12 protein-coding genes are annotated in these 12,889 nt (G+C 55.2%); 3 read left to right on the forward strand and 9 right to left on the reverse strand.

The genetic code is table 11. The features are described from left to right. Positions 1-167: 167 nt before the first annotated feature. The 3 genes from M9H61_RS01485 to M9H61_RS01495 all read right to left on the reverse strand — a co-directional run bounded on the left by M9H61_RS01485 (position 168) and on the right by M9H61_RS01495 (position 2,642). Positions 168-1,010, reverse strand: a complete 843-nt coding sequence (locus M9H61_RS01485; RefSeq protein WP_068518171.1) for a universal stress protein — start codon at positions 1,008-1,010, stop codon at positions 168-170. Between the two features lie 150 nt (positions 1,011-1,160). Further along, positions 1,161-1,736: a hypothetical protein gene (locus tag M9H61_RS01490; protein WP_250282972.1), complete on the reverse strand. Its 576-nt coding sequence runs from the start codon at positions 1,734-1,736 to the stop codon at positions 1,161-1,163. 216 nt (positions 1,737-1,952) lie between these two features. Then, entirely contained in the window at positions 1,953-2,642 is a 690-nt protein-coding gene (locus M9H61_RS01495) for an orotate phosphoribosyltransferase (RefSeq protein ID WP_101248029.1), read from the reverse strand. A gap of 244 nt (positions 2,643-2,886) precedes the next feature. On the opposite strand from M9H61_RS01495, the gene M9H61_RS01500 reads away from it, so the two are divergent. The 3 genes from M9H61_RS01500 (at position 2,887) to M9H61_RS01510 (ending at position 5,970) form a co-directional block, all read left to right on the forward strand. Next, positions 2,887-3,201 (forward strand): helix-turn-helix domain-containing protein, encoded by a 315-nt coding sequence (locus M9H61_RS01500; protein ID WP_371922199.1) that lies wholly within the window; start codon positions 2,887-2,889, stop codon positions 3,199-3,201. A 110-nt stretch (positions 3,202-3,311) separates the two neighbouring features. Beyond that, positions 3,312-5,069 (forward strand): SulP family inorganic anion transporter, encoded by a 1,758-nt coding sequence (locus M9H61_RS01505; RefSeq protein WP_250282974.1) that lies wholly within the window; start codon positions 3,312-3,314, stop codon positions 5,067-5,069. 115 nt (positions 5,070-5,184) lie between these two features. Continuing rightward, positions 5,185-5,970 carry an enoyl-CoA hydratase/isomerase family protein gene (locus M9H61_RS01510; RefSeq protein ID WP_250282976.1) on the forward strand — a complete coding sequence of 262 codons (786 nt, stop codon included), beginning with the start codon at positions 5,185-5,187 and terminating at the stop codon, positions 5,968-5,970. A gap of 8 nt (positions 5,971-5,978) precedes the next feature. Here M9H61_RS01510 and M9H61_RS01515 read toward each other — a convergent pair whose 3' ends face one another. The 6 genes from M9H61_RS01515 to M9H61_RS01540 all read right to left on the reverse strand — a co-directional run bounded on the left by M9H61_RS01515 (position 5,979) and on the right by M9H61_RS01540 (position 12,858). After that, positions 5,979-6,488, reverse strand: coding sequence for a DinB family protein (locus tag M9H61_RS01515; RefSeq protein ID WP_250282979.1), 510 nt, complete (start codon positions 6,486-6,488; stop codon positions 5,979-5,981). 26 nt (positions 6,489-6,514) lie between these two features. After that, positions 6,515-7,768, reverse strand: a complete 1,254-nt coding sequence (locus M9H61_RS01520) for a multidrug effflux MFS transporter (protein ID WP_114112634.1) — start codon at positions 7,766-7,768, stop codon at positions 6,515-6,517. Between the two features lie 378 nt (positions 7,769-8,146). Further along, positions 8,147-9,556, reverse strand: coding sequence for a TRAP transporter large permease (locus M9H61_RS01525; protein WP_250282981.1), 1,410 nt, complete (start codon positions 9,554-9,556; stop codon positions 8,147-8,149). Positions 9,557-9,577: 21 nt separating this feature from the next. After that, positions 9,578-10,153 (reverse strand): TRAP transporter small permease, encoded by a 576-nt coding sequence (locus M9H61_RS01530; RefSeq protein ID WP_250282983.1) that lies wholly within the window; start codon positions 10,151-10,153, stop codon positions 9,578-9,580. A 42-nt stretch (positions 10,154-10,195) separates the two neighbouring features. Continuing rightward, on the reverse strand, positions 10,196-11,185 hold the full coding sequence (locus M9H61_RS01535; protein WP_068518161.1) for a TRAP transporter substrate-binding protein: 990 nt from the start codon (positions 11,183-11,185) through the stop codon (positions 10,196-10,198). A 311-nt stretch (positions 11,186-11,496) separates the two neighbouring features. Continuing rightward, complete coding sequence (locus tag M9H61_RS01540; protein WP_068518160.1) at positions 11,497-12,858, reverse strand: sigma-54 dependent transcriptional regulator; 1,362 nt, start codon at positions 12,856-12,858, stop codon at positions 11,497-11,499. Positions 12,859-12,889 lie beyond the last annotated feature (31 nt).

Consider the following 12,889-nt stretch of genomic DNA (forward strand, 5'->3'; position numbering starts at 1 on the left):
GAAACCCGAAAGCTGTTCATCGCACTTTAAGCTTACCGGTGTGCGGCGCAACTCTTTCCTGATCAGACCGGTCTGTTCGTGTTCGGTTCGGGTCACAAAACGACAAAACCGGTCAGATCGACTGACCGGTTTTGTGTGGTTTCTGTGTCAAACGTGATGATGGAGGATCAATGCGACATCAGAACCGGAACCGTCATGTGGCGCAGAAGATGCTGGGTCACACCACCCATCATCAGTTCACGCAGGCGCGGGCGGCCATAGGCCCCGCAAATCAGCAGATCGATGCTTTCATCTGCCGCACGTGACAGCACCAGATCGCCAACACTGATACCCGATGCATTCATGGTTTCATGGCGCACCTTGATGCCGTGGCGTTCAAGACGCGCAGTCACATTCACACCGGGTACCGGCATGGTATCGCGTGCACCCTTGTTCGGGTCGGCACACAGGATAAGCGCGGATTTCGCACCTTCGAGGATCGGCATGCTGTCATTCACGGCACGGACGGCCTCGCGATAGGGTTTCCAGGCCACCATCACACGTTCGCCGATCGTATCGAAACGCCCGACATAGGGTACGACCAGAACCGGTGCGCCCGATGTCAGAATGACCTTGTCGGGCATGTCCGATGCCGAACACGGATCTGAACTTTCAGGATCATGCTGACCCATGATCGTCAAATCATGGTGACGGGCATACATGGCAGCGGTATCGGCAATTTCCGATGCCGCACAGGCTGTCTGCTGCCAGCTAAAGGCAATACCGGCTTCCTTGCAGGTGTTTTCGAATTCCTTGCGCGCATCATTGGCGGTTTCGGCCATGGCTGCGCGCTGCTGGGAGATGATTTCCTCGGTGATCTGAACTTCCATGAAGCGCGGAATTTCGGCATAGGGCAAAAGAAACAGACCCGTAAGGTGGGCGTTTTGTGCCTTTGCAATTTTCAATGCGACCGAAAGACGTTCCTTGCACGCTGGCGAGGTGTCGATATGAACAAGAATATCCCGATACATTGGGCGATCTCCGTTGGGTGAAAGACGTGGCGCAGACCAGAACGGTGCCAAGCCCGACAGGCCATAACGTCATGCCAACCAAGATATCGGGGTAATCGGAAGTTTTCTTTGTTCTATCTCAAATTGCAGGTCATTGAGGATAAAAGATCTTCAACCATCAACGCCGGGCTGGGTCATCGGGATGACCTTTTCCATCGAAGGGGCGGTGTTGTTGGCGGGCGGGGCGTCCATAACCGGTTTCATGGGTTCGCTGTCCTCGATCGCAGGCATGGCAGACGATCCGGTCGGGCCGGGCGAGGGCATCTGCATATTGTTGCCCGACATCATCGACAAAGTTTTGTGCAACTGCTGGGACAGGGTGCCCCAATTGGTCTGAAGCGTTGCACAGGCGGCACTGTCGCCTTCCTGAACGCAGCGTTGCGCCATGCGGTCAAGGATGCCAAGTGCTATGCGTGCCTCGTCGATCTGTTTTTGCTGAATCTGGTCAAGTGCCTTGCGATTGGCGTCTTCCATCATCACCAGATTGTCCTGGCCCGGCGGTTTTACCGCCATGCCCGAAGGCGTCGCCGGGGCACGGGATACACCGGATGGTGCGCCCCATGGCGTGACAAGGGTTTGGGAATCGTTGGTGACAGTGACCGGTTCCTTGGCCTCAAGCAAACACCCGGACAAGGCAAGACCCATTGCAATCATGGTCAGGCATTTGGCCGTCTTGTGCGTCGACATGCGTTGCTCCTTTGACCGTCGGGCGATTGCCCGCATCGCGTCATCTGTTGTCCCGGGGCCGTCACAGTTGGTGCTATGACTTTGCTTTTGCTTGTGAACATATTGAACCGACTTGATGTCGCTGTCCAGAAAAGGCGGGATGACAATCAAGCAAAAAGCAAAACGCCCGCCGGGTAACCGACAGGCGTTTTGAAGAATTCGGGAAGCTCGGACGACCTAGTCGTGCTTGCCGCCATTGGCCTTGGACCAGCCGATCGGGTCGTTCAGGAAGGAACGAACACCTTCGATGGCTTCCTTGCTGAAATATTCGCCTTCTTCGGCAACGGCCAGAACATCGGCCCAGGTTGCCAGATAATGCATTTCGATGTCGTCTTTGCGCAGTTCATCAAGTGCGCCTTCGAAAATGTCATAGAAGAAAACGACAAAGGCATGTTTGCACTCGGCACCGGCTTCGCGGATCGCATTGACGAAATTGACTTTCGATGCGCCATCGGTTGCCAGATCTTCGACCAGAAGAACACGCTGACCTTCGTGAATATCCCCTTCGATGCGGGCCTTGCGCCCGAAACCTTTGGGTTTTTTGCGGACATACTGCATCGGAAGATCAAGGGCATCTGCCAGCCACGCCGAATAGGGGATACCAGCCGTTTCACCACCGGCAACCGCGTCGAATGCCTCGTAACCGGCGGCATCAGAAACCTGACGGGCAGCAAGTTCGATGACCTTGCGGCGCGCACGCGGGAATGAAATCAGTTTGCGGCAATCGATATAGACCGGGCTGGCCCAGCCGGACGTCAGGATATAGGCTTCTTCCGGGCGGAAATTCACCGCTCCGATATCAAGCAAAATCTTGGCAACGGTTTTCGCGGCATATGTGCAATGCGCGGTCGGATTGGCGTTGGTCATGACGAATTTACCCTTCTCGGATCGTATATTTGCCGACCTCTTAACGCTTTCTGCCAAAAAGCGCAAAGAAAAGCCGCTGACCATTTGGTCAGGTTTACCGGTGGTACCGGCCGATCCTGTGTCTATACCGGTGCTGATTTCTGCATGCCGCGCATAATGTGGTATCACAAGCAGCAATATTGATGTTTTAAACATCAATATTATGGTTTAGTATCGGAGTTATGCGCATTGGGTCCTTTGGGACGTGTGCAAGGACGACGAAGACAAAGGTGCCGATATGATTACAGCCGGACAAATGCGGGCTGCGCGTGCCCTTTTGGGGATTGATCAAAAAACACTTGCCGAAATGGCGGGGGTCTCGGTGCCTACCATCCAGCGCATGGAAGCCAGTCAGGGCAACGTTCGCGGTGTGGTCGATACATTGTCAAAGGTGGTCACGGCCCTTGATCGTGCCGGTATCGAACTTATCGGTGAACAGGCACCCAGCACAGCCACGGGGCGCGGCGTTCGGTTAAAGGACCCCGTGTCACAGCCTGCCCTCGACGATAACGCGGTTTAAGAATGACGCCCTTGTTCAGGGCCAAAGTCCATTGACGAATATTGCGGTTGCCCGGTTTTCTGAACGGGGAACCGTTTTGTGCAATCACTGTCACGAGGTTGCCAGACACCATGAAGACAGCAACACCAAACAAGGGCCGCCCAACCGGCCCGGGATTTGTGGAGCTTTTCACCCCGAAACTCATCACGGTTTTACGGGAAGGCTATGGTCTTGCGCAGTTGCGCGCCGACGCGATTGCCGGATTGACGGTGGCAATCGTGGCCTTGCCCTTGTCGATGGCCATTGCCATCGCATCGGGGGCAAGCCCGGCCCAGGGGCTTTATACCGCGATCATTGGCGGTATTCTGGTGTCACTTCTTGGTGGAAGCCGTTTTCAGATTGGCGGACCTGCGGGGGCCTTCATCGTGCTTGTCGCGGCAACGGTTCAGCAACACGGAATGGATGGATTGTTGCTGGCAACAATCCTTGCTGGCGGGATGCTGGTTCTGATCGGTTTTCTGCGTCTGGGCACCTATATCAAGTTCATTCCATATCCGGTTACGGTCGGTTTTACCGCCGGTATTGCTGTCATTATCTTTGCAAGCCAGATCAAGGATCTTTTGGGATTGAAGTTGTCGGGGGCGGAGCCCGGACCGCTTCTTGAAAAATTGCCGGTCATCTGGAATGCCTTGCCCGGAACGGATTTGACCACGGTGGTCCTGTCGGGGCTTACAATCCTGATAATTGTCGGTCTGAAACATCTGCGGCCACATTGGCCCGGGATGCTGATTGCGGTGGCCTGTGCGGCAACGGCGACCGCCATGCTTGATTTGCCGGTTTCAACGATCGGCAGTGTCTTTGGGGGCATTCCCGGTTCATTGCCGGTGCCGTCGCTTCCGGAAATCTCGATAACCAAAATACAGGCCGTTTTGCCCAACGCCATTGCATTTGCGCTGCTGGGCGCGATTGAGTCTTTGCTTTCGGCCGTAGTTGCGGACGGGATGACAGGGCGGCGGCATCGTTCAAATTGTGAACTGGTGGCACAAGGTGTCGCCAATGTTGCGTCGGGCCTGTTTGGTGGCATCTGCGTGACCGGCACGATTGCGCGGACTGCAACCAATGTGCGTTCGAAGGCACACGGACCGGTTGCCGGGATTTTGCACGGGGTTTTCCTGTTGCTGTTCATCCTGATTGCCGCACCCCTGGCCAGCTTCATTCCGCTTGCATGTCTTGCCGGTGTGTTGGCGGTGGTTGCCTGGAACATGATTGAAAGACATGCGATCATCACATTGTTGCGGTCTTCGCGTGGTGATGCGGCTGTTTTGCTGACGACATTGTTGCTGACGGTGTTTCGCGACCTGCTTGAAGCGATTGTGGTCGGATTTGCCCTGGGATCGGTTTTGTTTATCCGCCGGATGTCCAATATCGCTGATGTCGAAAGCGACACGCCATTTGTTGCCGAAGACCGCGCAGACAGTCAGGTTTCAGTGCCCCAGGATGGAACCGCCTTGGCAGCCGATCCCGATATTGTTGTCTTTCGTATTTCGGGGGTATTTTTCTTTGGTGCGACGGCGGCGTTCGGATCGGTCCTGGACCGTATTGGTGATACGCGCCGGGCACTTGTGATCGATTTTTCCGCTGTTCCATTTCTGGATTCAACAGCAGCCAATACGCTGGCCGGGTTGGTACAGAAGGTGCGCGGGCGTGGCGGGAATATCGTCTTTTGCGGGACAAAACACGATATCCGGCGTGACCTTTTTGTCCACGGGATGAAGCCGCCAATGGTACATTATGAAGCCGATATTGATCAGGCGGTCGCCTGGCTGAACAAACGGCTTGATCCCGTGGTCACGGCAAAAACCGAACTGACCGGCAAGCATCACGCCTGATGCCCGACTGCGATGAAGTTGTTGTCTTATATTGGCAAATCGGTTGTTTCGGTTTATTCGGTATAGTTATGCCGATTTAAGCTGTGCCAAAACAGCAAGCCCCAAAGGAAATGTCATGACCGACCAGACCGGATTGAATGTTGCCATTGCAGATGGCATCGCGACTGTCACCATTTGTCAGCCTGAACGCAAGAATGCGCTGACAAAGCCGATGTGGGGCACGCTTGCCAATATCGCACAGGAACTTTCCGACGATCTTGATCTGCGCTGTATTGTCATTCGCGGCGGCGACGGGGTCGGGTTCGGCGCAGGGGCCGATATTCATGAATTTGTCCGCGAACGGGCAGGTTTCGAAAAGGCCCGTGATTACGGGTTGCTACATGCCGAGGCCCTGCAAGCAATTCAGAATTGCACTCATCCGGTCATTGCGGCAATCGATGGTCCGTGCATGGGGGCATCGTTTGTCCTGGCATCGGCCTGTGATCTGCGCATTGCGGCGGATAACGCCAAATTTGCCGTGCCGCCAATGAAGCTTGGCGCGACACTTGGCTATCCGGAGCTTGAGATCATGCTTGATCTTCTGGGTGAGGCCGCCTTGTTTGAAATTCTTCTTGAAGGACAGGTGTTTGGTGCCGAACGCGCCCGCGAGATCGGCTTTGTTGCCCGTCACGTGCCGATTGCCGATTTTGATGCCGAGATCGACAAAACCGCCCGTAGTATCGCCGGTGGTGCGCCGATCACCCAGCGCCTGCACAAGAAAATGATCAATCGCCTGCGTCAGGGCGGGGCTATTGATGCGCGCGAGTTTGACGAAGGCTATCGCGCCTTTGACAGTGCGGACTTCAAGGAAGGCTACACCGCCTTCCTCGAAAAGCGCAAAGCTGTCTTTACCGGAAAATAGACCCGGCTTTACAGCGGCAGATCGGGCGTTAACGGAACGTCCGTGATGCCGTAATCAATGCCCATCTTGTGCAATTCACTGGTGATTTGCGATCTGTGATGGGTTTGATGGTTAAACAGCTGCATCAGGAAAAGCTGACGGGGCAGTTTGCGCTTGATCCCGTCCAGCCCCTGCAATTCGCGAATACCGTCCTGCCAGGCATGGTCATTGGCATCGACAAAGGCGCCGATTTCACGATCAATCCGGATGCGCTGTTCTTTCTGATCGTCAAAATCATCGGCAACAATGGTGCGTGCATCATACGGGCCGGCCTGACCGGTCTTGAGGATGTCGAGAATGCGCAGATCGATATAAAGAATATGGTTCAGCGTATTGTGGATTGATGTGAAAAACATGTTGCGATCACGGCGGCGTTCCTCGTCGCCAATCTGTTCGCACAGATCAAACAGAACCGCATTCTGCCAACTGTTATAGGTCGCCATGCAGCGCCCGTAATCGTTGAAATTCATCTTTGCCATGGTTGATGGTGCTCCTTGGAAAGGTCTTAACCCGCTGCTTCGGTCGAGCGCGTTTCATGTAAATTCGCCGTGATTTCCGATGGTCGGGCCTCTGCGATGAAATGGACCATCACATTGGCAAAAATCCCGAAGCCCAGCATGGACAAGGTCACCGGCAACAGGGTTCCGTCGTGGAAATGGCCAATCACCATGCCCGCCACGGCACCGGTTGCAAACTGAATGGTGCCCATCAATGCGGTCGCGGTCCCGCCAATATGGGGGAAAAACTGCATGAAGGATGCGGTCGCACTGGGCGCGGTCAGGCCGATCATCCCGACCGAAATCATCACCATCGGCACGACGCTATAAAGGCTTGGCTCAAAGACATTGATCGCCAGAAACAGTCCGATGACGGCTGCCAGCTGAATGGCGGTTGCGATCTTAAGGATCTGATGGAGTTCCAGACGTTTGAGCAACGGCGTGTTCAAGCGGTTGCACACAACGATCACCAGAACATTGGCACCAAACAGGTAGGGAAACTGGGCCGGGCTGACGCCAAAGAAATCGATATACATGAACGGGCTGTCGGTCAGAAAGCTGAACATCACCGCACTTGCCCCGGTATGGGTCAGCATGAAACCGACGGCACGCCGGGTGCGCAAGACTTCCAGATAGGTCCACCAGACGCGCCGGGTCGGGCCGGCATAATGCGGGCGGAACCGGGTGGTTTCAGGCATTCTGAACCAGACAACCCCCAGCATCAGGCTGCCATATACAATCAACAGAACAAAGATCGCCTGCCAGTTAAACCAGACCAGCAGCACCGAACCAACCGTCGGGGCGGCGAGCGGGGCGATCATCATGATCACCGCAATCAGGGCAAACATCTTTGCCGCTTCCTTGCCCTCGTAAAGATCACGGACAGATGCCCCGACCACGACAAGCGCAAAGCCACCCCCAATCGCCTGAACAAACCGCATGACATTCAGCGTTGCCGCACTGTCGACACCGGTAATGATCGCACTGGTCACGATATAGATCACAAGACCGCCAAGGGCGACCGGTCTGCGTCCGACACGATCGGAAAGCGGCCCGCCAATCAGCTGACCCAGTGCAAAGCCGATCAAAAAGGTGCTGATTGAAACTTCCACCGCATGGGTGGCGGTACCGAAATCGGCTGCCATGGCCGGGATCGCAGGCAAATAGGTGTCGATTGCAAACGGCGCGGTTGCAATCAGGGCTGCGAGAAGCAGGGCCAGACGTTTGGGATCGGGCCGGGTATCGGGCATGGACTTTGCCATATGTCTGCATTCCGTTTCATTAGGGGCGCTTAGGGCGCATATCCCTGATTGCCGGCGCAAGTTGCCATTGATTTGCCAATGCGTGGGGCGCAAAGGGCCGCGCACAAATGTGAACGCGGGTCACGGTCGGAACCAGGACAGGAAAAGGCAAATAAACGGCGCAACTTTGCGTCCGGGCTTGCGCGATTGTCGATCACGCCATCAGGGACAGCAACCTGAAACGATTGAAGAAAGATCATTATCCACAAGATCGCTGTTTTTTCCAAGCGCGACAGTTTGTCAGGCGTGGAATGGCAGCCATGCATGCGCATGCAAAAAGGGCGACACCGGTTTTCGGTGACGCCCTTTGGAAGATCGGTTGCCGTGAAACGGGGATGACTAGTGGGTCATGATCCGTTCCGGCCCCATAAGGGTTGTCGGAAGCCAGGTCGATATCGCCGGGACATAGGTAATCAAGATAAGGAAGCCCAGCAGGATCATCAGCCAGGGCAGGGCTGCCTTGACAACCTTGAGCAACGGCATGCCCGTAATCCCGGATGTCACAAACAGGTTCAGACCCACCGGCGGCGTGATCATGCCGATTTCCATATTGACCACCATGATGATGCCCAGATGGATCGGATCAATGCCCAGCTGCATGGCAATCGGGAACAGGATCGGTGCCATGATCAGAAGAATGGCGCTCGGTTCCATGAAGTTACCGGCCAGCAACAGGACGATGTTGACCACAATCAGGAAGCCCCATGCCGGAAGTCCCCATCCGATGATGGTTTCGGCAATGGTGTGCGGGATGCGTTCAGACGTCAGGACATGGGCAAACAACATCGCATTGGCGATGATGAACATCAGCATGATGGTGACTTTGCCAGCATCCAGAAGAACGTGACGCACATCCTTGTCAAATGGCAGCAACGCCAGTGCCTTGCCCATTTGCGGAACGTTGTGGGCGATCAGGCTGCCAATGCTTTTATTGCCATTTTCCGGAACCCAAGACATTTCCTTGATCGGACCCATATCACGGTAAAACAGTACGGCGACAAACATGGCATAGAAGGCGGCAACTGCCGCGGCCTCGGTCGGGGTGAAGACCCCGCCATAAATGCCGCCCATAATCAGCAGCACCAGCAACAGCCCACCAGACGCCGAGAACAGGGCACCACCCCATTCGGCAAGTGACGGACGCGGCTGGCTTGGCAGTTTCTTGATGCGTGCAACGATGTAAATCGCAATCATCAGCATCAGGCCGACCATGATGCCCGGAATGACCCCGCCCAAGAACATGCGCCCGACCGAAACTTCGGTCGCGGCCGCATAGACCACCATAACGATGGATGGCGGGATCAGGATGCCAAGCGTCCCGGCGTTACAGATCACACCGGCGGCGAAACTTTGCGGATAACCTGCGCGCACCATGCCGGCGATCACAATCGAGCCGATGGCGACCACGGTTGCCGGGCTTGACCCCGACACAGCAGCAAACAGCATGCAGGCCAGAACCGATGCCATGGCCAGACCACCGGGGAACCAGCCCACGGTATCAATGGCAAACCGGATCAGACGGCGGGCAACCCCGCCGGTCGAAAGGAATGCCGATGCCAGAATGAAGTAGGGGATGGCAAGAAGGGTGTAATGTTCCATCCCGCCAAACAGCTTTTCGGCCAGCGTGGCAAGGCTGTCTTCGCCAAACATCAGAATGGTCGCAAGCGAAGAAACACCAAGCGAAATGGCGATCGGTGCGCCCAGTGCCATCAAGCCGAACAGCAGGATAAACAGAAATGCGATAGTCATGAAAAATGTCCCCCGCGCGGCTTATGCGTTTGGCTTTGACGGTGTGGCGGTTTTGTCGCCATCCGCGGCATTGCCAGCATGATTAAGCTGGTCAATGGCTTCGCGTGCTTCGTCTGCCAGGTTAAAGCCGACCTGTTTGCCGGTAATGATGCGCCAGCCCACCTGTGCCAGACGGAACGCCAGCAAAGCAGCACCAACCGGCATGATCAGATAGACGAACCACAGCATGATCGGGCTGTCTTCGGCTTCCATTTCAAGCATGTGGTTGAAGCTGACCAGTTCCCAGCCACCAATGATCAACCAGCTTGAATACAGGATGCCCGTGGCAACAACGAACAGGCCAATCACGCGCTGAACCCGGTCCGGGAACAGGCGCACAAGCGCGTCGACACCAATGTGCGAGCCGACCTTGACCCCGTATGACATGCCAAACAGGATCAGCCAGGCAAACAGGAATTCGGTAATTTCCAGGGCCCAGGTCAGGCCGGAATTGAAGACGTAACGCATGACAACGTTAACAAAGGTCAGCGAAGTCATGGAGGCAAGCAGGAGGGCAATAATGCCCTCCTCCAGCCGGTTAACGACCGTTGAGATCATCGTAAACGGCCCTTTTCCGATAATGTTGGGAAAAAGTAAGGATCAGTTACACGCAGCAGCGGCGTCGATGATGTCCTGACCGATATCGCCAGAGAACTCATCCCAGACCGGCTTCATTGCGGTCTGCCACTTTGCGAAATCGTCTGCCGACAGCTGAAGGATTTCGGTTTCACCCGAATCAATCACTGCCTGACGCTGTTCTGCGGTCAGTTCAGCCGACAGGCCGTTTGCGTAATCGGATGCTTCGTTCATTGCCTGGGTCAGGCCGTCACGAATTTCCGGATCCAGACCTTCCCACCATTTGGTCGAGGTCACGACCATATAGTCGAGAAGACCGTGGTTGGATTCAGTGATGTAATCCTGAACTTCGAAGAATTTCTTCGAATAGATGTTCGACCAGGTGTTTTCCTGACCATCAACAACGCCGGTCTGAAGCGCGGAATAGGTTTCCGAGAACGCCATTTTCTGCGGAACGGCATCAACAGCTTCGAACTGGGCTGCGATCACGTCAGACGACTGGATACGGAATTTCTGGCCAGCGGCATCTTCGGGAACGCGCAGCGGCTTGTTCGCAGAAAGCTGTTTCAGGCCATTGTGCCAGTAACCGACACCGGTCAGACCTTTGCCAGACATGGCATTCAGCAGTTCCTGGCCTTTTTCGCCATCCTGGAAGCACGAAACAGCATCCATGTCCTTGAACAGGAACGGCAGATCGAAGACCTGAAGTTTCTTGGTCCATTTGCCGAATTTGGCAAGCGACGGTGCGCCGAACTGAACATCACCACGCAGGATGGCCGGCAGAACCTTGTCGTCATCAAACAGCTGGGAGTTCGGGTAAATTTCGATTTTTACCTTGTCGCCAAGGATTTCTTCCGCACGCTTTTTGAAATATTCCGCACCCTGACCTTTCGGGGTGTTCGGTGCGACAACGTGTGCGAACTTGATGACTTCCTGTGCAGAAGCGGCATTAACACCCATCAGGGCTGCGGCGGCAACGCCTGCTGCGAGGATATGCTTGGTAATAGGACGCATTAAAGTGTCTCCCTTTACTAACTTATGCGTTTTCCCGTAAGCGCGCCTTTTGTGGCGTCGTTTTAAAACGCCGTTTGGCGCTGTGCCGTAATCAGCAAGGTACGGGCCAGTTTTCAGGGATGCTGGATAACGACTTAAAATCATATACTTGTGCGGTATTCGTCGCTGTTGCGCTGCAGCATATTCGGCTGTTTTGTTGTCGATTTCACACATGAAATCTTGTCTGATGTGTGGATGTCCGCACATTGTGGCTGCGCTGGTCTTGCGGGCAAAGGGCAAAGAAAAAGCCCGCCGGAAGGGCGGGCTTTGGATTATTCCGATGCGCTGCGTGCGCGCCTGAATTCGGCGGGGGTTATGTCGTATTTGGTCAGCTTGTCGTAAAAGGTTTTGCGCGGTACGCCAAGGGCGCTGACCGTGGCGGTGACATTGCCGCCATGTTCGCGAAGGGCCTCGGTAATCAGGCTTCTTTCAAAGGCTTCGACCTGTTGGGGCAGGGTCATGCCGTTCTGGCTGGCCATGTCATTACCGGTCGCCAGCGGATCAAGGCCAAGAACGCGCCGTTCTGCGGCGTTGCGCAATTCACGTACATTGCCCGGCCAGTCATAAGCGGTGAATTGTGCCATTTCAGCCGGGGTGACCAGTTTGACCGGACGGTCGAACCGTTTGGCGGCGTCGCGGGTGAAATGTTCGAACAACAGCGGAATGTCGTCTTTGCGTTCGCGCAGTGGCGGAATATGGAGCTGCACGACATTAAGCCGGTAATAAAGATCTTCGCGGAATTCGCCGCGTGAAGATGCTTCTCTGAGGTCGGTCTTGGTTGCGGCGACAACGCGCAGGTCAATCGGCTGCACCCGGTTTGAGCCAAGCCGTTCAAGGGCGCGTTCCTGCAAGACACGCAAAAGCTTGATCTGAAGGGCAAGCGGCATGCTTTCTATTTCATCAAGGAAGATCGTGCCCTTGTCGGCAAATTCGAATTTGCCGATGCGTTTATGGTCCGCACCGGTAAAGGCCCCGGCTTCATGGCCGAACAGTTCCGATTCAATCAGGTTTTCGGGCATGCCCCCGCAATTGACCGCAACAAACGGTCCGGGACGTCCCGACATTTCATGCAGATTGCGCGCAATCACTTCCTTGCCTGATCCGGTTTCACCATTGATCAGGACATGGGCATTGGTACTGGCGACATTGCCGATCAGGGTGCGGAGCTTTTCCATCGCCGGATTGCGGCCGATAAAGTCGGATGCATTTTTGGTATGACGTGCCAACTCGATACGCAGCGTCCTGTTTTCCAGGATCAGCTTGCGGTGGGCCATGGCACGTTTGGTAATGTCGATGAACAGATCCGGGGAATAGGGTTTTTCGATAAAATCGAACGCGCCGTTTTGCATCGCCTTGACCGCGGTCGCGACATCGCCATGACCGGTGATCATGATGACGGGCATGTCATTATCGATCTTTTTGATTTCGCCCAGAAATTCCAGACCATCCATCTTGGGCATGCGGATGTCGGAAACAACCACTCCGGGCCAGCCTTTGCGCAATCGGGCAAGTGCGGATCCGGCATCGGCAAAGACTTCGACATGAATGTCGGCAAGTTCAAGCGTTTGCTGTGCGGCTTCACGCACATCGGCATCGTCATCAACAAACAGAACGCAATCGGCGGTGGTTGGCACTGGCGTATCCTTCTGCCCGGATCAGGGATCA

Source organism: Thalassospira sp. GO-4 (genome assembly GCF_023588965.1).
GTDB classification, from domain to species: domain Bacteria; phylum Pseudomonadota; class Alphaproteobacteria; order Rhodospirillales; family Thalassospiraceae; genus Thalassospira; species Thalassospira povalilytica.